At 72.9% G+C, this 17,986-nt stretch carries 15 protein-coding genes; 12 read left to right on the forward strand and 3 right to left on the reverse strand.

Features of this window, described 5'->3' with window-relative positions:
* A partial coding sequence (locus AVW11_RS39040) for an AAA family ATPase (RefSeq protein WP_206281941.1) occupies window positions 1–1,918 on the reverse strand: 1,918 nt, incomplete at its 3' end.
* 389 nt (window positions 1,919–2,307) lie between these two features.
* Window positions 2,308–2,952 (reverse strand): uridine kinase family protein, encoded by a 645-nt coding sequence (locus AVW11_RS32430; protein ID WP_076046819.1) that lies wholly within the window; start codon window positions 2,950–2,952, stop codon window positions 2,308–2,310.
* Between the two features lie 109 nt (window positions 2,953–3,061).
* Between AVW11_RS32430 and AVW11_RS32435 the strand changes: the two genes are divergently transcribed.
* The 8 genes from AVW11_RS32435 to AVW11_RS32465 all read left to right on the forward strand — a co-directional run bounded on the left by AVW11_RS32435 (window position 3,062) and on the right by AVW11_RS32465 (window position 13,202).
* The gene (locus AVW11_RS32435) at window positions 3,062–4,429 is read left to right on the forward strand and encodes a peptidase C39 family protein (RefSeq protein ID WP_076046820.1); all 1,368 of its coding nucleotides are present in this window, start codon (window positions 3,062–3,064) and stop codon (window positions 4,427–4,429) included.
* Between the two features lie 143 nt (window positions 4,430–4,572).
* Window positions 4,573–5,004: an SPW repeat protein gene (locus AVW11_RS32440; RefSeq protein ID WP_060180637.1), complete on the forward strand. Its 432-nt coding sequence runs from the start codon at window positions 4,573–4,575 to the stop codon at window positions 5,002–5,004.
* A gap of 157 nt (window positions 5,005–5,161) precedes the next feature.
* Complete coding sequence (locus AVW11_RS36945) at window positions 5,162–5,314, forward strand: SCO1431 family membrane protein (protein WP_167389260.1); 153 nt, start codon at window positions 5,162–5,164, stop codon at window positions 5,312–5,314.
* A gap of 531 nt (window positions 5,315–5,845) precedes the next feature.
* On the forward strand, window positions 5,846–7,018 hold the full coding sequence (locus tag AVW11_RS32445) for an acyl-CoA dehydrogenase (protein ID WP_060180636.1): 1,173 nt from the start codon (window positions 5,846–5,848) through the stop codon (window positions 7,016–7,018).
* Between the two features lie 578 nt (window positions 7,019–7,596).
* On the forward strand, window positions 7,597–8,064 hold the full coding sequence (locus AVW11_RS37570) for a hypothetical protein (RefSeq protein ID WP_158076179.1): 468 nt from the start codon (window positions 7,597–7,599) through the stop codon (window positions 8,062–8,064).
* A complete protein-coding gene (locus AVW11_RS32455) occupies window positions 8,054–10,720 on the forward strand; it encodes a tetratricopeptide repeat protein (RefSeq protein WP_158076180.1) in 2,667 nt (888 codons plus the stop codon). The genes AVW11_RS37570 and AVW11_RS32455 overlap by 11 nt, the downstream gene beginning before the upstream one ends.
* A 188-nt stretch (window positions 10,721–10,908) precedes the next feature.
* A complete protein-coding gene (locus AVW11_RS32460; RefSeq protein WP_060180634.1) occupies window positions 10,909–12,042 on the forward strand; it encodes an Rv3169 family protein in 1,134 nt (377 codons plus the stop codon).
* A 68-nt stretch (window positions 12,043–12,110) separates the two neighbouring features.
* Complete coding sequence (locus tag AVW11_RS32465) at window positions 12,111–13,202, forward strand: phosphotransferase family protein (protein ID WP_076046821.1); 1,092 nt, start codon at window positions 12,111–12,113, stop codon at window positions 13,200–13,202.
* Between the two features lie 39 nt (window positions 13,203–13,241).
* On the opposite strand, the gene AVW11_RS32470 is transcribed toward AVW11_RS32465, so the two are convergent.
* Window positions 13,242–13,715, reverse strand: coding sequence for a hypothetical protein (locus AVW11_RS32470; RefSeq protein WP_030851581.1), 474 nt, complete (start codon window positions 13,713–13,715; stop codon window positions 13,242–13,244).
* Between the two features lie 216 nt (window positions 13,716–13,931).
* On the opposite strand from AVW11_RS32470, the gene AVW11_RS32475 reads away from it, so the two are divergent.
* The 4 genes from AVW11_RS32475 to fxsA all read left to right on the forward strand — a co-directional run bounded on the left by AVW11_RS32475 (window position 13,932) and on the right by fxsA (window position 17,915).
* Window positions 13,932–14,372: an Lrp/AsnC family transcriptional regulator gene (locus tag AVW11_RS32475; protein ID WP_030663734.1), complete on the forward strand. Its 441-nt coding sequence runs from the start codon at window positions 13,932–13,934 to the stop codon at window positions 14,370–14,372.
* Window positions 14,373–14,441: 69 nt separating this feature from the next.
* Entirely contained in the window at window positions 14,442–16,070 is a 1,629-nt protein-coding gene (locus tag AVW11_RS32480; protein WP_076046822.1) for an amidohydrolase, read from the forward strand.
* 364 nt (window positions 16,071–16,434) lie between these two features.
* Window positions 16,435–17,232: a polyprenol monophosphomannose synthase gene (locus tag AVW11_RS32485; protein ID WP_076046823.1), complete on the forward strand. Its 798-nt coding sequence runs from the start codon at window positions 16,435–16,437 to the stop codon at window positions 17,230–17,232.
* An 89-nt stretch (window positions 17,233–17,321) separates the two neighbouring features.
* A complete protein-coding gene (gene fxsA, locus AVW11_RS32490; RefSeq protein ID WP_076046824.1) occupies window positions 17,322–17,915 on the forward strand; it encodes an FxsA family membrane protein in 594 nt (197 codons plus the stop codon).
* Window positions 17,916–17,986: the final 71 nt, after the last annotated feature.

Below are 17,986 nucleotides of genomic sequence, written 5' to 3' on the forward strand. Positions count from 1 at the left end.
GCTCGGGCCGCTCCTGGGGGCCGCGGCCCGACAGGACCTCCCCGTACGCCTGCATCAGATCCGGCAGCCGCAGCGTGGCGAGGTCGTCCCGCGACGGCTCGCCGGCGAAGCCCGCCAGCCGCAGGTCCCGGTACGCGCAGCTCTTCTCGTACAGGGTGCGCAGGAAGCGGCCGTTGCCGAGCTCGTCGATCCAGCCCTGCTCCACCACGTGCCCGCTGATGCTGCGCAGCTCCTCCAGGGCCTCCTCGTCCCAGCGGTCCCCGTTGGCGTCCGCCAGCACGCCGCCGATCGCCGTCAGCTCCGGCGGCCGGTAGCTGGGGAAGTCCACCCGTGTGGTGAACCGCGAGGACAGCCCCGGGTTGGCCGCCAACAGCCGGTCCATCCCGGCCGGGTAGCCGGCCAGGATCACCACCAGGTGGTCCCGGTTGTCCTCGGCCCGCTTCAGGAGCACCTGCAGGGCCTCGTCGCCGTACGCGTCGCCCTTGCTGTAGCCCGTGTTCGACAGCGAGTACGCCTCGTCCACGAACAGCACCCCGCCGATCGCCGAGTCGATCAGCTCGTTGGCCTTCACCGCGGTCTGGCCGAGGAACTCACCCACCAGATCGGCGCGTTGGGCCTCGACCAGATGGTCCCCGCCGAGCAGGCCCAGAGCGTAGAAGACCCGCCCCAGGATCCGCGCCACGGTGGTCTTGCCGGTGCCCGAGGGGCCGGAGAAGACGAAGTGCCGTTTCGGCGGCTGCACCGGCAGCCCCTGGCCCGCCCTCAGCCGTGCCATGTGCAGCTGCGCGGAAAGCGCCTTCACCTGCCGCTTGACCGGCTCCAGGCCCACCATCCGCTCCAGCTCCGCCAGCGCCTCGGCCAGCGCCGCCGGGTCCGACGGCCCGGTCGGCAGCCCCTCCGCCGAGCCCTGCGGCGGCACGGCCGCCTTGCGCCGTACGCCTTCCATCCGGCCGGGCGGGGGAGGCGGCGTCACCAGCGGGTCCAGCCCTGCCGGGCCGTCCGCGGCGATGTCCTGGACCGGCCCGCCGCCCGGCGGGCCGCCCAGGGCGACCGCCGCGAAGTCCCCGCCGACCGGGGACGGGCCGTGCCCCGCGTAGCCGCCGTACCCGGAGTACCCGGCCAGGCCCGCCAGGTCGGCCATGCCGTCGGTGTCGTCGCCGTCCTCGATGGCCGTCAGCCGGGCCGCGGTGTCCATGAACGAGGGGTCCACCCGGTGCACCGCCCGGTACAGCGGCAGCGCCGCCGCACTGCGCCCGGTCCCCTCGTGCGCCCGCGCCAGCCAGTACCGCAGCTCCTTGCGCTGCGGCTGCTCGCTGCGGCAGCGCATCAGCGCCGCCGACAGCAGCGGCTCCGCCTGCCCGTACATCTCCAGCCGCACCCGTGCCATCCCGCCGAACAGCCCCGACTCGATCCCCAGCAGCGGATCGTTGACCAGCGGCTCGGTGTGCCGGACCAACTGCTCCCAGTCCTTGACCAGATAGGCCCGGCAGGCGTGCAGGAACCGCACCTGCGGGTCGGTGTCGACCGGCGGCAGCGCGGCGAGGGCCTGGTCCAGCTCCGGGACGTGCCGGCCGTCCAGCCAGTGCGAGGCGTGGGCGAGCAGCAGGTCCCGCCGGTTCTCCAGCACCGGCTGAACCCACCAGCCCAACCAGTACCACGAGTTCAGGGTCCTGCGGTGCCGGGCCCGCTGCTCGCCGAAGCGGTCCCGGTGGGCGTACATGCGCAATAACGCGTTTCCCGTGTCGACCCGGAGGGCGTGCAGGCCCAGCCACGCGTCGGCCATCGAGGGGTCGAGCCGTACGGCCGTCCGGAACTCCTCCTCGGCCTGCGGGTACGCGCCCATGGTGCAGGCGTCGACCCCCCGCAACCAGGCGAGTTCGGCCGGGGCGTGCATGCTGCCCGGCGTGCCGAAATCCATCACGTCCCCCACAAGCCTGCCCCGTGGTGCGCCGCAACCCCCGCTTCGAGCGCGCGAGTTGTCCGGTGCCCCCGCCTGGCGTCGCTGAAATCAGGGCTGCATCGTACCTGCGCTTTCGCGCCTTACGTAGGGTGCGGCGGGTCCGGTTCGGGAGGGAGCCCCGGGCGCGTCCGGTGACGCAGAGTGCACATCCGGGGGGTGCCTGCCCCGCGCGGCGCGCCTGCGAAGGGGGTGCGCGGGCAGAACGAAGCCCCCGATCACGGGGGAACAATCGGGGGCTCCGTGTGCGCGGCGGCCGGTAACGGCCCCGCATTGAGAACGTAAGGCCGCTGCGGGCCCCAGGTCAAGCAGGTCGGCGCAGGCCCGGCCGGACGTAATTCCGAGGCCGTTCAGGCCCGGGGGAGTCCGTCACCGTCGGTGACGGAAGCCGGGGTTCCCGTCGTCCCTCCGGCCCCGGAAGTCCACTCGTATCCCGTACCGCTCTGACGTACCAGAGTGTCGGCGAAGGGGCGCGAAGGATCGCGGGAGAAGTGCGCGTGCTCCGCGCGCTCCCATCCGTCCCAGAAACCGGAGAGTTCACGCCCGTCCCGGCGGCGGCCCCGCAGCCACGACTCCGCGCGCGGGGTCTCCATCCACAACAGCCGGGCCAGGTGCGGGCGCAGCGCCCGCCGCCCCGCGCCGACCCCCTCCACCAGGAGCACGGGCGCCGGCTCCAGCACCCGCTCCGGTCCGAAGCGGCGCTCCACCCAGTCGTACGGGGCCCAGTGTGCGGGCCGCCCGCCCGCGAGGGGCTCCAGCACCTGGCTGCGCAGCCGCTCCTCCCAGCCGAACAGCTCCTCGTGGCTGGCCACGTCGTCCAGGTGCAGCACGGGAGCCCCGCCCAGCGCTTCGGCGAGCCGCGCCGCGAAGGTGCTCTTCCCCGAGCCGGCGTGGCCGTCGATCCCGACCAGGCGCACCGGGCCGAGGGAGCACGGCAGGGCGGCGAGCTCCCGAGCGAGTGGCTTGAGTGATGGGTGTGACGGGTGAGACTCCACCCGACCAGCGTAGACAAGCCCGACACGACCCGTGGCTTGGGCCTTCGACCGCCGGGAACCTGGAAGGGTGACACCACCGAAGCACCGACCCGTCCCGGGGGACCACGCGATGACCGCACCCACGCCGCGCAGGGCCGTACTCGTCGCCGCACTCGCGGTCGCCACCGCGGCCACCGCCGCCGCCGTCCCCGGCGGCGGCAGCCCGGCGGCCGCCGCCCCGGCCCCCCGCGCCCAGGGCCGCAGCGTCGACAACCGCTTCTGGTTCTCGTACGGCCACTGGCGGGCCGGCACCCACCAGGGCACCGCGGCCGCCGCCGGGACCCGCCCCGGCCTGGAGATCCGCACGCCCGTCGGCCGCACCGAGTACGCCGACCCGCACACCGGGCGCAAGAGCACCTGGGAGTACGCCACCTGGACCTCCCCGCTGCACCGCTCCACGGTGCCCGCCACCGAGGCCGTCCCCTCCTGGAACGCCCGTACCCCGGCCGGCACGTGGATCCAGGTCGAGCTGTGCGCCACCTACACCGACGGTGCCACCGGCCCCTGGTACGTGATGGGCCGGTGGGCCTCCGGCGACACCGACATCAGGCGCACCTCGGTGGACGGCCAGACCGACGGCCGGTCCACCGTCTGGACCGACACCCTGGCCGTCGACGCACCCGCCGCGGCCGGGGGGCTGCGCATCGCCGGCTGGCGGATGCGCCTGACCCTCCACCGCCGGCCCGGCGCCGCCGACGGCCCGACGGTGTGGCTGGCGGGCGCCATGGCCTCCGACATCCCCGACCGCTTCACCGTCCCCGCCTCCCGCCCCTCCGGCACCGCCCACGAGCTGAAGGTCCCGCGCTACTCGCAGCAGATCCACACCGGGCGCTACCCCGAATACGACAACGGCGGCGAGGCCTGGTGCAGCCCCACCTCCTCCCAGATGGTCATCGAGCACTTCGGCGGCAAGGCCGAGCCCGCCGCCCTGGCCTGGGTGGACCCCTCGTACACGGACCCCCAGGTCTGCCACGCCGCCCGCTCCACCTACGACGCCGCCTACAAGGGCTGCGGGAACTGGTCCTTCAACGCCGCCTACGCCGCCACCTACAGCGGCCTCGCCGGGGTCGTCACCCGCCTCGCCTCCCTGACCGACCTGGAGACCGTGGTGCGGGCCGGCATCCCCGCCATCACCTCCACCTCCTTCCGGGCGGACGAGCTCACCGGCGCGGGGTACGGCACCGCCGGCCACCTGATGACCGTCGTCGGCTTCACCGCCGCCGGGGACGTGGTCGCCAACGACCCCCACGCCCAGGACAACCCGTCCGTACGCCGGGTCTACAAGCGCGCCGAGTGGGAGAACATCTGGCTGCGCACCAAGCGGACCGCCGCCGCCGGCAAGACCGCCTCCGGCAGCGGCGGGGTCTGCTACCTCTACGGCCCCGCCCTGCCGTCCGCCGCGCAGATCCTCGCCCTGCGGACGGTGGGCGTGCTGTGAGGCGGGGGGTGTGCTGTGGGGCAGGGGGCGTGCTGCGGGGCAGCGGGGAGATCGCAGAAATTGCCCGTTGACCAGGCAGCCCCGGAAAGCGGAATATTATGGGGTAAATGGCACATAAAGGCTTCTCGTAGGAGGCGGCCGCCATGACCACCCATCCCAGCATCGAGCACCACCCGGACCTCGCCGAGATGCGCACCCGGTTCGAGCGGGTGACCAGCACTCCCCGCGCGCAGGCAGTCGAGGCGCTGGCCCTGATCACGGGCCTGTACCTGGCCGCCTCGCCGTGGATAGCAGGATTCGGCATCCTGCTTCCGCTGGCGATCAACAACCTGATCGTCGGCCTCGCGTTCTGCCTGTGCATGGGCGGGCTGGGATCCGCCTACGAGCGCACCCATGCGATGGCGTGGACGGCGGTCGTCCTGGGCGCCTGGACGATCATCGCCCCGTGGGCCATCGCCGGCGAGATGGACGCGACGCGCGCGGTGGTCAGCAATGTGATCACCGGAGCCGTCGCCCTCTGCCTCGGCCTCGCGATGGCGGCCATGGCCGGCCGCAGCCGCGACACCCGGGTCTGAGGTCCGACAGGCCGAACCGACGCCGGACGGGACCGGACGCCGGGCCCCGACCGCACCGCGCACCAGCCGGAGCGGCCGGGGCCCGGCCGCGTGACGTGCGCCACCAGTGACGCTCGTCTCTACCGCGAATGCCGCGAACGCTGGCACATTGGACGCCATGACCGCAGACACCGCCGCGCCGACCGCATCCGCCGGGAGCCTCGCTCGCACCGGGGGCCCCAAGGACGACTCCAACTGGCTGGAGCACGTCCTCGGCTGGACCCTCGTGGTCGTCGTGGCCATGTTCGTCACCCAGGTCGGCTGGCTCTGACACCTCCCCGGCCGCGGTCCCCGCACGCCCGACTGCCGTACTGCGCCCGTCCTGTGGCAGCTCGTGGCCGGGACCGGAACTGAACACAGGTCAACAGCGCGGCCGGTCGAAGGCGCGTACGGGCGCCGCACCCTCCCGCCGATCGCCCGTCCCGCCCCCGTGGGCTGGCTCTGCGCGGTCGAAGGGACCACCCTGGAATGGATCGGCGGGCCGAGCGCCCCGGACCGGCCCGGACGCGCCCGGCTCGGAGCCCTGCCGGTACGCCGGCCGCGCGCGACATTGGCGGTGATCGAGGATTTCGCCCCGGAGTGTCCGGCACCTCCCCGTGCCGAAGAGCCGTTCGCAACAGTCGGTGATCTTGCCCCGGTGACGGGAAGCCCCTGATCGGGCATACTCAAGCCGCCGCAGCCGCTGAACAGCCTCTTCCGTGACCCGGGAGGGCAGCACCGGCTGCACAGAGCCCGAGATCCGGCGGCGCGTCCCACACCTCACGCGCCGCCGCCGTGCCCGACCAGGGAGGAGAGCGCCGTTATGACAGACCGCGCCCCGCAGCCGGTGGACCGACAGCTGCCCACCGAGGAGTCCCGCGACCTCCTCGCCCTCGTACGCGAGATCGCCCAGCGTGAGATCCGGCCCCGGGCCGCCGAGGAGGAGGACTCCGGACGGTTCCCCCGAGAGGTCTTCACGCTGCTCTCCGAGGCCGGGCTGCTCGGCCTCCCGTACCCCGGTGAGTACGGCGGCGGCGAGCAGCCCTACGAGGTCTACCTCCAGGTCCTGGAAGAGCTCGCAGCGGCCCGCCTGACCGTCGGCCTCGGCGTCAGCGTGCACTCCCTGGCCTGCCACGGCCTCGGCGGCTACGGCACCAAGGAGCAGCAGGCCGCCCACCTGCCCGCGATGCTCGGCGGAGGCCTCCTGGGCGCCTACTGCCTCTCCGAGCCGGCCGCCGGCTCCGACGCCGCCTCGCTCACCACCAAGGCGGTCCGCGACGGCGACGACTGGATCATCACCGGCACCAAGGCCTGGATCACCCACGGCGGGGTCGCCGACTTCTACACCGTCCTCGCCCGCACCGGCGTCGAGGGCCCCAAGGGCATCACCGCCTTCCTGGTCCCCGGGGACGCGACGGGCCTGACCGCGGCCGTGCCCGAGAAGAAGATGGGCATGAAGGGCTCGCCCACCGCCCAGCTGCACTTCGACGGCGTACGCGTGCCGGACTCCCGCCGTATCGGCGAGGAGGGGCAGGGCTTCTCCATCGCCCTCGCCGCGCTCGACGCGGGACGGCTGGGCATCGCCGCCTGCGCCATCGGCGTCGCCCAGGCGGCACTGGACGAGGCGCTCGCGTACGCGCTGGACCGCAAGCAGTTCGGCCACCCCATCGCGGACTTCCAGGGGCTGCGGTTCATGTTGGCCGACATGGCCACCAAGATCGAGGCCGGCCGGGCGCTGTACCTGGCCGCCGCGCGGCTGCGGGACGCCGGCAAGCCGTTCTCCCGGCAGGCGGCCATGGCCAAGCTGTTCTGCACGGACGCGGCGATGGCCGTCACCACGGACGCGGTGCAGGTCCTCGGCGGCTACGGCTACACCGCGGACTTCCCCGTCGAGCGCCTGATGCGCGAGGCGAAGGTGCTCCAGATCGTCGAGGGCACCAACCAGATCCAGCGCATGGTCATCGCCCGCCACCTGGCCGGGCCCGAGACCCGCTGACGCGGTCCGCCGCGGGACGGTTCAGTACAGCCCGCTGCTGGTGGAAGGCCAGACCGGGGACGACGTGAGCCGGGACCACTCGGGGTCCCGCCGGCCGGGCAGGGTGCGGCCGGCGTCGGCCCACCGGGCCATCAGGTCGCGGTAGATCGGCGGATCCGGCGCCTGCTGCTCGCGTTGCGGCTCACGCGGGAGCGGGCGCTGAACCGATTCTTCGAAACCCGACGGCCTCGGACGGCGCCTTCGGCCCGTTGAAGACTGAAGCGTGCTCATGCCCGGCCAACGCGGGACGGAAGGCACGGGTAATCGCCCCCGGCGTGCGGGTATCCGTTCGAGGCTTCCCCGGGGCGCCCCGCGCAGGAGCCCGGTGCGCGTCCGATCGCCCCGTGCTCCGCTTCTTTTTCTTTGCGGCTCGGCTGCGGTGACCGTTCTTCGGCGCATTCTGCGCGAGAAGCGCTTTGCAAGGTTCGCATGCGATCACACGCCTAGCGCCCCTGTACAGGCCGGTGGATCGATCCGTCGAAACCCGCCGACCGGCGCGCCGTGCGGTGCCACCCTGGGAAGCCACGCAAGGAGGGGTGATGACACGCTTGGCGCGATGGTCGGTCACGCTCGCGGCAATCGCCGGCACGTTCGCAGGCTGCCTGTGGATGGCCCGGGCGGCATCGTTCGATTGGCTACCGCACGATGAGAACAACAGGTGGGCGCTGGCGATCGCCTTCGCGAGCGCCGTATCCGGATTGGTCTGTGCCGCCGCAATCTCGTGGGCGGGCTCGCGACCGCCCCCGGCCGAGTCGGGATCGGCGGCCGCGGCGAGCGGGCCCGCGCGTACGGTCCGGCAGCGCGCTCGTGTTTCCGGGCGCTCGCGGTCCAACCAGGTGGCCGGAAACCAGTACGCAGGGGCCGTACCGCCGGCCGCTGATGTCGCCGGTGGCGAAGCGGAAGTCCCGGACAACGTCGACCAGCGGCTCAGAGCGTCGGGTCAAGCCGACGTCAACCAGGTGGCCGGGGATCAAACCACCAGGGGACCGCGCGACGATGGCCGGTAAGAACACACGACGGTGGCGCACCCAGCGGGCCAGGGCGTCCGGCCACGCCCGGATCAACATGGTTGCCGGCGACCAGTACGTTCTCGCGCCGAGCAGAGGGCCCGAGCCGCAGGCGTCGGTCGCACTGCCGGCCGCCCCGACGCAACTGTTCGGGCGCCATGCGCAGCTCCAACAGGTGCTGACCCTCCTCGACCCCGCAGAGCAGAGATCCTCGGCGATCACCGTCACTGCGGTTTCCGGGCTCGCCGGCGTCGGTAAAACCGCTCTGGCCCTGTATGCCGCGCACGAGGCAGTCGCCCGTGGATGGTTCACCGGCGGTGTCCTCTTCGTACCGCTCGCCGGTGCTGAACAGGACGGCGCCGTCGGTGCCGACCAGGCACTCGGGGCCGTCCTGCGGGCGCTCGGCGTCAGGGACGACGACCTACCGCCGACCTTCGACGAGCAGGCCGCCCTCTACCGGTGCGAACTGGCCCGCCGGGCCGAACGCGGCGAGCGCCTCCTCGTCGTGGCTGACGACGCCGCCGGCGTCGCACAGGTCCGCCACCTGGTCCCGGGTTCCCCGCTGCACCGGCTGCTCGTGACGTCCCGCCGCTCCCTCATCTCGCCGACGTTCCCCGCCCGCCTGATCGATCTCGCCGAACTGGCTCCCGATCAGGCTGCCGATTTCATGGCCCATGCCCTCGTACAGGCCCGCGAACACGACTTACGCCCCGGCAGCGAGCGGGCGGCACTCGCGGAGGTGGCAGCACACTGCGGCCATCTGCCGTTGGCCCTGCACATCGCCGCGGCACTCCTCATATCCGACCCCGGCCTGCCCGTCGCGACCCTGGCGGCCGACCTCTCGGACATGCGGACCCGCCTCGCGGTGTTGAGCTGCGAGACCGGCGGCGGCCACTCCCTCGCCGTTCGCCCCGCTTTCGACCTCTCCTACAGCCTGCTGAGACCGGACCAGCGGCTTGCGTTTCGGCTCTTCAGCGTCAATCCCGGACCCGACCTGGCCACGGACGGCTTCGCAGCGCTCGCCGGGGTGACCGAGCGCGACGCTCGAGACGTCCTCTCCGCCTTGACCCGGGCCGGTCTGATGCGTGAGCAGCCGATCGGATCCGGACGCTGGCGTATGCACGACCTGATTCGCCTCTACGCCGATGAACTTTCCACCGCGCAGGCCGGGACGGACGGCCGTGAGGATGCCCTGGACCGCCTTCTCACGCACTACCTCAGCGCCACCAGGAGCGCCTCCGACCACCTGGGCGTCCCCTGCGGTGAGGAAGGGGCCCCAGGCTCGTCCGAAAAGACCGCGCACCTCGCCTGGTTCGTCGACGAACGCTTCAACCTGGTCAGCTCCACCCGGCTCGCGGCCGAAACCGGACGGGCAGGGCTCGCCGTCGCGCTGGCTCTGGGGCTCGTGCGGTTCCTCGTAGAGCACCGGTACTTCGACGACGCCCTCGCGGCCGGGCACCACGCCGTCGCGGCAGCCAGGAAATTCGACGACCGAAACCTCGAGATGACGGCATGGGGCACCCTCGGGGAGATCTTGCAGCACGCAAGGCGTTTCGGAGCGGCTGTCGACGCTTACAAGAATTGTCTCGCCCTCGCGCGCGAACTCGCCGACCGTCACCACCAAACCAGGGCCCTGCTGGGACTGGGCAACGCATTACGGGGGAAAGGCCGGTACACCAAGGCCGTCGAAGCCTTCGGGCAGGGGCTCGCCCTCTCATGCGAGACCGAGCAGCGCCACTTGGAAGCCGCGACCTTGTGTGATCTCGGCGCGGCTTTGAGGTCGTTGCGCCGGTTCGACGAGGCGATCGAGGCGTGTGAACAGAGCATCGAAGTCTTCCGTGACCTCGGCGATCGAGGTGGTGAAGGGAGCGCCTTGGTGGTGTTGGGCGGCGCATTGACGGAGGTACGGCAGTTCGGTCGGGCCGTCGACGTCGGCAGAGAAGCCGTCGCCATCGCCCGCGCTCTGGGGCGCCGAAGCAGCGAAGCAGCGGCACTGGCCAGTACCAGCTGGGCCCTGTGCGAGGAGCGACGCTTCGCCGAAGCCGTAGACGCCTGCCGACAGAGCCTGTCCGTCTTCCGTGACCTGGGCGACAGACACAGGGAAGGTCTGGCCCTGATGGAACTCGCCATAGCCCTCCAGGGGACACGCCGGTTCGACGAGGCGATCGAGGCGCTCCGAGAGTGCGTCGACCTGCACGGCGAACTCGAGGACATGGAAGCCCAAGCGGACGCGCTGCTCAATCTGGGCAGTGCCTTGACCAGGGCGAAGCGGTACGAAGAAGCCATTGCCGTGTCCCGGCGGGGACTGGTGCTCCAGGCCGAACGCGGCGATCGCCACCGAGAGGGCAGTGCGCTGTACAACCTCAGCCTGCTCTACCGGGTGACGCGCCGGTACGGCGAGGCCATGAGTGCGTGTCAGCGAAGTGCCGCCATCTTCCGGGAACTCGGTGACCGGCGCAGCGAGAGCAGGGTGCTCGTCAACCAGGCGGTGGTCCTGTTGCGGACGCGGCGCTTCATGGAGGCCGTCGACGTCCGCCGGCAGGCCGCTCTGCTCTCCCGTGAACTCGGCGACGTAGACGCCCGCAGCCGGGCCGCCAACCGGCTTCTGGCGATGGAGGAGCGGGTGAAGGACCGGTCCCGGAGACCGCTGCGGTAATACCGGCAGGGGCCTTCCGCGCGGCGACGGGCCACCCTTCCGTGCGTGTTGAGCTCGTTGCCGACCGCCTCCGCCACTTCGTGCCCGACTGTCAGACCGTGCCAGAAGTCTGGTCCAGCGGCGCGTTTCTGACGTACCGTCATGTCTGCTCCCGATGCCCCGCCTTCCCGCGCCCCCGGAGGTTCGTCATGCCCGCAGACCGGCCCGTCGCCCTCGACGAATACCCCGTCCACCAGGCACCCCTGTCGATGAAGCACCTCGTGACCGGCGACCGGAACGCCTACGACCGGTGCATCTTCCACGTCTTCGACCACGCCGGCCGGGCCGTCCTGATCCTCGGCCTCGGCGTCTATCCCAACGCCGGGGTCATCGACGCCTACGCCACCCTCCGCCTCGGCGACGAGCTGCTGGCCGTCCGCGCCTCCGACGCCCTGACCGACGACCGGATGAACCTGTCCGTGGGACCCCTGTCCATCACCGTCGACGTGCCCCTCCGCCGGCTCACGCTGCGCTGCGCCCCCGACCCCGACGACCCGCACGGGCTCTCGTACGACATCACCTGGACCGCCGAGTTCCCCGCGGTCTGGGAGCCGCACCACATCCAGCGGCGCGGTGACCGGCTCATGCTGGAAGGCCGCCGCTTCGTCCAGGCGGGCAACGTCACCGGCACGATCCGCGCCAAGGGGGAGGAGTTCACGCTCACGGCGGGGGAGTGGACCGGCACCCGGGACCGGAGCTGGGGCGTGCGCCCCATCCCCGGCGAGGAGGGCGGCCGGTCGGCCGAGGAGCACCGCCCCGAGGGCTTCCACTGGCTCTGGACCCCGGTCCGCTTCGCGGACCGCTTCGTCATGGTCATCGCCCAGGAGGACGCCGACGGCCACCGCACCCTGAACGAGGCCCTACAGGTCTTCCCCGAGGGCGACGGCCGCGCGGACGTCCAGCTCGGCTGGCCGCACACCGAGATCCGCTACCGTCCCGGCAGCCGGCACCCCCAGAGCGCCGTCATCCACCTCACCGACCCGTCCCGCAAGCCCCTGGAACTGGGCGTGGAGATACTGAACTCCTCCCCCCTCGCCGTCGGCGCCGGCTACCCGCCCGCGAGCGACTGGCAGCACGGCACGTGGCAGGGCCGAGGCTGGAGCGACCGCCGCGTCTACGACCTCTCCCACCCCGGCGCCCACCCCACGGCCGCCTTCGGCGTCACCGACCACTCGGCCCGCTTCACGCTCGACGGGCAGACCGGGTACGGCATCTTCGAGCACGGCAGCTTCGGGCGCCACGACCCGAGCGGCTTCGCCGACCACTCCTCCGTCGCCCCGTAGGGCCCGCACCTCCCGGCACCTCCCCGCACGCCCCCGCAGCGCAGGCCCGAGCAGGAGAAGGGGTACCCATGGCCACCGCACCACGACCGCGCACCTCCACCCGAGAACCCGAGGAGCTCGGCCGCCGCCTCGGTGCCTGGCTCGACAGCCGGCTTCCCGGCGCGAAGGTCACCGACGTCCGCGTCCCCGGCTCCAACGGGATGTCCAGCGAGACCCTGCTCTTCGACATAGAGCACCCCGACACCCCGCTGCGCGCCTGCGCGCTGCGGCTCGCCGCCGACCCGGCGGCCTACACCGTCTTCCCCACGTACGACATGCCGCGCCAGCACCGCGTGATGAGCCTGGTCGCCGAGCACACGGACCTGCCCGTCCCGCGCGTGCAGTGGCTGGAGGAGGACCCCGGGCCGCTGGGGGCGCCGTTCTTCGTGATGGCCCGCGCCGAGGGCCGGGTCCCGCCGGACGTCATGCCCTACACCTACGAGGGCAACTGGCTGCACGCGGCGACCGGGACCGAACGCGACGCGCTCCAGGAGGCGACCATCTCGCTGCTGGCCCGGCTGCACGACCAGTTCCCCGCCCAGGAGGCCGAGTTCCTCCTGCCCGCGGGCGAGGGCAGCCCCCTGCGCCGGCACGTGGACTCCCAACGCGCCTACTACGCCTGGGTGGTGGGCGGACTGGCGCCCTCACCGCTGATCGAGCGCGCCTTCGCCCGCCTTGAGGAGCTGTGGCCGGCCGACAAGGGGCCCGCCGTGCTGAACTGGGGCGACGCCCGCATCGGCAACGTCGTCTACGACGGTTTCACGCCGGTGGCCGTCCTGGACTGGGAGATGGCGGCGTACGCCCCGCGCGAGGTGGACCTCGGCTGGACCGTGTACCTCCACCGGTTCTTCCAGGACCTCACCGTGAGCTTCGGCCAGCCCGGCCTGCCGGACTTCCTGCGGCGCGAGGACATCGAGCGCCGCTACGCCGAACTGACCGGCCACACACCGCGGGACATGGAGTTCCACACCCTCTACGCGGCGCTGCGGCACGCGATCGTGATGCTGCGCATCGCCTACCGGCAGGCCCACTTCGGCGAGGTCGAGGTCCCGGCGGATCCGGACAGCCTGATCCTGCACCACGCCAGCCTGGCCGCCATGGTGCAGGGAACGTACTGGTAGGGGAGCGGGGGCAGGGCAGGCGTGGCGGACGGGCGGCCCTCAGGCCGCCTGTGCGTGCTGCTGCCGCGTCTGCGCCTGCGGCTGCGGCAGGACCGGGCGCACGACGCGGATCGGGCGCGAGCCCGGTCCCCCGACGTGCGAGAACGGCTGCGTCCGCCAGTCCAGGCCCTGGGGCAGGGCCGACGGGGCCGCGGAGTCGGGCTCCGGCGCCGCCTCCACCGACTGGTTCACGCCGACGGTGGGGAGGGCCTCGGAGGCGGGCCGGCCGGTGCCGGCGCACACGGTCAGGCCGAAGGGGTTCCACGGGGTGAGGCAGAGCGCGTGCTGCGGCAGGTACTCCTCGTCCGCGACGAGGGCGATCGACTGGCCGCAGTCGGGGCAGATCGCGTGGTGGATCTCGAACCCCTCGCCGTCGTCGAGGTATTCGCCGTCCTCGGGGTACGCGTCCTCCCCGGAGTCGAGCGGTTCGAGAGGCTCCGGTTCGGTGCGACCGGCGCGCTTTGAATTCAGCATGGATGTACTCCCCCTTGGGTGGGCCGGGCGGGCTGGTACGTCGGCCTCGGCCACAGCAACCACTTCCCGTCGAGCGTCACGAGTAACCACAACAGACCAGCCTCCCCCTGCATACCCCTGTGGCCTTGGTCACATGCCCGGCGCAGATGCCTCCAGTGGGCGGACAGCACTGGGCCTGGCGTGCCTTTGGCCGTAAGTTGAGCGGCTATGAGCGCAATGGAGGAGCTGGACCGCCAGATCGTGGATCTGCTCGTGCGGGACGGGCGGATGAGCTACACGGATCTGGGCAAGGCCACGGGACTGTCCACGTCGGCAGTCCATCAGCGGGTACGCCGACTGGAGCAGCGCGGGGTGATCCGCGGCTACGCGGCCGTGGTCGACCCGGAGGCCGTCGGCCTGCCGCTGACCGCGTTCATCTCGGTCAAGCCCTTCGATCCGAGCGCCCCGGACGACATCGCCGACCGGCTGTCCGGCGTACCCGAGATCGAGGCCTGCCACAGCGTCGCCGGCGACGAGAACTACATCCTGAAGGTGCGCGTCGCCACCCCCCTGGAGCTGGAGGACCTCCTGGGCCGGCTGCGCGCCCTCGCGCACGTCGCGACGCGTACGACGGTGGTCCTCTCCACCCCCTACGAGGCGCGCCCGCCCCGCGTGTGACGTCCGCGGGGGTCCCGGTGGGGGACCCGGCGGTCGGAGGGGGCCGGGGGACGCGGGACACTGGTCGGCATGACTGACCGCACCGCCCACTCCGCCGAAGCCGCCGGAGCACCGACCAGGACCGTCCTCCTCCGCGGGGGCGAAGTACACAGCCCCGCCGACCCCTTCGCCACGGCGATGGTCGTCGAGCGCGGCCGGATCGCCTGGGTCGGTTCCGAAGGCGCGGCCGACGCCTTCGCGCAGGGTGTCGACGAGGTCGTCGATCTCGGCGGGGCGCTCGTGACCCCGGCCTTCACCGACGCGCACGTCCACACGACCTCCGCGGGTCTGGCCCTGACCGGACTGGACCTCACCGGAGCGCCCTCGCTGGCCGCCGCGCTGGACCTCGTACGCCGGTACGCGGCCGGCCGGCCCGCCGACCGGGTGCTGCTCGGGCACGGCTGGGACGCCGCCCGCTGGCCCGAGCGGCGCGCGCCGCGCCGCGCCGAGCTCGACGAGGCCGCCGGGGGCCGCTCCCTCTACCTCAGCCGCATCGACGTGCACTCGGCCGTCGTCACCACGGCCCTGCTCGACCTGGTCCCGGGGGTGCGCCCCGAGGGGGACCTGCCGCTGACCGCCGACGACCACCACGCCGTACGGCGGGCCGCGCTCGCGGCGGTCACGCCCGCCCAGCGCGCCGAGGCGCAGCGGGCCGCGCTGGACCGCGCCGCGTCCCTCGGCATCGGTTCGCTGCACGAGTGCGGGGGGCCCGACATCTCCTCCGCCGAGGACTTCGCCGGCCTGCTGGCCCTGGCGGCGGAGCGGCCGGGGCCGCGCGTGTTCGGGTACTGGGCCGACCGGGACCTGGACCTGGCGCGGGAGCTGGGGGCCGTCGGGGCGGCGGGCGACCTGTTCGTGGACGGCGCGCTCGGTTCGCACACCGCCTGCCTGCACGCCCCGTACGCCGATGCCGCGCACACGGGCACGGAGTACCTGGACGCGGTGGCGGTCGCCGAGCACGTGGCGGCCTGCACCGAGGAGGGCCTCCAGGCCGGCTTCCACGCCATCGGCGACGCGGCGATCACCGCGGTGGTCGAGGGGGTCCGGGCGGCTGCCGAGAAGGTCGGCCCGGCCCGGGTCCGTGCGGCCCGGCACCGCGTCGAGCACGCCGAGATGATGACCCCGGCCTCCATCGCCGCCTTCGCGGAGCTGGGGCTCACCGCCTCGGTGCAGCCCGCCTTCGACGCGGCGTGGGGCGGCGAGGACGGGATGTACGCCGACCGGCTCGGGGCCGAGCGTGCCCGCACCCTCAACCCGTACGCGGCCATGCTCAAGGCCGGGGTGCCGCTGGCCTTCGGTTCGGACGCGCCGGTGACGCCGCTCGACCCGTGGGGCACCGTCCGGGCGGCCGCCTTCCACCGGACGCCCGAGCACCGGGTCTCGGTGCGGGCCGCCTTCACCGCCCACACCCGGGGCGGCTGGCGGGCCCTGGGCCGTGACGACGCGGGGGTCCTCGTCCCCGGCGCCCCGGCCGACTACGCGGTCTGGCAGACGGGTGAACTGGTGGTGCAGGCCCCGGACGACCGGGTGGCCCGCTGGTCCACCGACCCCCGCTCGGGCACGCCCGGACTGCCCGATCTGACCCCCGGATCGCAACTGCCGGTGTGCCTCGCCACCGTCGTCGGCGGGCGGGAGGTATTCGTACGCCCACAGGGGTGATCCGGTCGGCCTCGGTTCGGTGCGGGCGCTCGGACCCGGATAGGTTCGGCCGGGTCCACCACAGGACGTCGTGCCGGACGGATCCGTCTGCTCAGCGCGCCCGCGCCTCGGGGGCGAGGGAAGGTTTCGCCGGGCGGCGGGTGGCCCCAGGTCGGGGTCCGGCGGTCCAGTAGACAACGGTCACGGCGGCCCGCAGCCAGCGGGAGTCTGATCGGCCCGAAGGACCGCGGGCCCCGATCACCCGACCCGGCGCGGCCGGGAGGCCGCCGGCGCCCGCACCGCCGGGGCGGGCCGCGGCCGATGTTCTAGAGTCATCCTCTGCGACCAGACGTACAGGACGTGCAAGAGCACAAAAGGGGACTCAGTGAGCGACGGCGGACAGCGGACCTACGGGCCGCTCGGTACAGCCTTGGTGATCATTCCGACCTACAACGAGGCGGAGAACATCGGGCTGATCGTCGGCCGCGTCCGGGCGGCGGTTCCCGAGGCCCACGTCCTGGTCGCCGATGACAACAGCCCCGACGGCACGGGCAAGCTCGCCGACGAGCTCGCGGCCGGCGACGACCACGTGCACGTCCTGCACCGCAAGGGCAAAGAGGGGCTGGGCGCCGCCTACCTCGCGGGCTTCGTCTGGGGCCTGGACGAGGGCTACGGCGTGATCGTCGAGATGGACGCCGACGGCTCCCACCAGCCCGAGGAACTGCCCCGCCTGCTGACCGCACTGGCCGGAGCGGACCTGGTCCTCGGTTCGCGCTGGGTGCCGGGCGGCCGCGTCGTCAACTGGCCCAAGTCCCGCGAGTTCCTCTCGCGCGGCGGTTCGACGTACTCCCGGCTGATGCTGGACGTCCCGATCCGGGACGTCACCGGCGGCTACCGCGCCTTCCGGCGCGAGACCCTCGAGGGCCTGGGCCTGGAGGACGTGGCCTCCGCCGGCTACTGCTTCCAGGTGGACCTGGCCCGCAGGGCCGTGCAGAAGGGCTTCCGCGTGGTGGAGGTCCCCATCACGTTCGTCGAGCGTGAGTTCGGCGACAGCAAGATGAGCAAGGACATCGTCGTGGAGGCCCTCTGGCGGGTCACCCAGTGGGGCCTGAAAACCCAGGCGGCCAAGCTGCTGGGCAAGGACGCCGGCAAGGACACCGGCGGGCGGGACGGCGGCGCCTGATCCGGCCGGATCGGTGCGGCACCCCTTAGGGGGTGCCCCGTACCTCCGGCTGAGGACACTTTTACCCGGTGCCAGGCACACTGGGTGCTATGACGACCGGCACTGGCTCCCTGCGAACGGGCACCCCGACGGCCCCCCGTCGGCGCTCGCCCGCCCGAACCTTCCTCCCCCTGGGCATCGCCGCCTGGCTGATCCTGGAGATCTGGCTGCTCGGCCTGGTCGCCGACGCGGCCGGCGGGCTGGCCGTGGCCGCGCTGATCGTCGGCGGTCTGGTCCTGGGCGCGGTGGTCATCAAGCGCGCCGGGCGCCGGGCCTTCAAGAACCTGACGGACACCTTCCAGCAGGCGCAGCAGGGGCGGCAGCCCGCCCCGCAGCAGCCCGGCCAGGGCAACGGCCTGACCATGCTGGCCGGCCTGCTCCTCATGCTGCCGGGCCTGCTCTCGGACGTCGCGGGCCTGTTCCTGCTGCTTCCGCCCGTCCGGGCGTGGGTCGGCCGCAGGGCCACGCGTTCCCTGGAACGGAAGATGGCCGCGGCCCCCGCGGGCAGCTTCGGGGACGCCTTCCAGCAGGCGCGCATCCACTACCCCGACGGCAAGATCGTCCAGGGTGAGGTCGTCCGCGAGGACCGGCCGGGGCCGCAGGCCGGCCCGGACACCGCCTACCGTCCGCCGCTCACGCCGTAGCACACCGCTCACGCCGCAGCACACGGCGCGAGCAAGCCGAGCGAGCAAGCCGAGCGAGCAAGCCGAGCGAG

Source organism: Streptomyces amritsarensis, from assembly GCF_001953875.1.
Taxonomy (GTDB): domain Bacteria; phylum Actinomycetota; class Actinomycetes; order Streptomycetales; family Streptomycetaceae; genus Streptomyces; species Streptomyces amritsarensis.

What these genes read in the sequence shown, in the direction of transcription:
- AVW11_RS32435 (WP_076046820.1), top strand. Translation starts at nt 3,062, where the DNA reads ATGACCGCACCCACGCCGCGCAGGGCCGTACTCGTCGCCGCACTCGCG.
- AVW11_RS32440 (WP_060180637.1), top strand. Translation starts at nt 4,573, where the DNA reads ATGACCACCCATCCCAGCATCGAGCACCACCCGGACCTCGCCGAGATG.
- AVW11_RS36945 (WP_167389260.1), top strand. Translation starts at nt 5,162, where the DNA reads ATGACCGCAGACACCGCCGCGCCGACCGCATCCGCCGGGAGCCTCGCT.
- AVW11_RS32445 (WP_060180636.1), top strand. Translation starts at nt 5,846, where the DNA reads ATGACAGACCGCGCCCCGCAGCCGGTGGACCGACAGCTGCCCACCGAG.
- AVW11_RS37570 (WP_158076179.1), top strand. Translation starts at nt 7,597, where the DNA reads ATGACACGCTTGGCGCGATGGTCGGTCACGCTCGCGGCAATCGCCGGC.
- AVW11_RS32455 (WP_158076180.1), top strand. Translation starts at nt 8,054, where the DNA reads ATGGCCGGTAAGAACACACGACGGTGGCGCACCCAGCGGGCCAGGGCG.
- AVW11_RS32460 (WP_060180634.1), top strand. Translation starts at nt 10,909, where the DNA reads ATGCCCGCAGACCGGCCCGTCGCCCTCGACGAATACCCCGTCCACCAG.
- AVW11_RS32465 (WP_076046821.1), top strand. Translation starts at nt 12,111, where the DNA reads ATGGCCACCGCACCACGACCGCGCACCTCCACCCGAGAACCCGAGGAG.
- AVW11_RS32470 (WP_030851581.1), bottom strand. Translation starts at nt 13,715, where the DNA reads ATGCTGAATTCAAAGCGCGCCGGTCGCACCGAACCGGAGCCTCTCGAA.
- AVW11_RS32475 (WP_030663734.1), top strand. Translation starts at nt 13,932, where the DNA reads ATGGAGGAGCTGGACCGCCAGATCGTGGATCTGCTCGTGCGGGACGGG.
- AVW11_RS32480 (WP_076046822.1), top strand. Translation starts at nt 14,442, where the DNA reads ATGACTGACCGCACCGCCCACTCCGCCGAAGCCGCCGGAGCACCGACC.
- fxsA (WP_076046824.1), top strand. Translation starts at nt 17,322, where the DNA reads ATGACGACCGGCACTGGCTCCCTGCGAACGGGCACCCCGACGGCCCCC.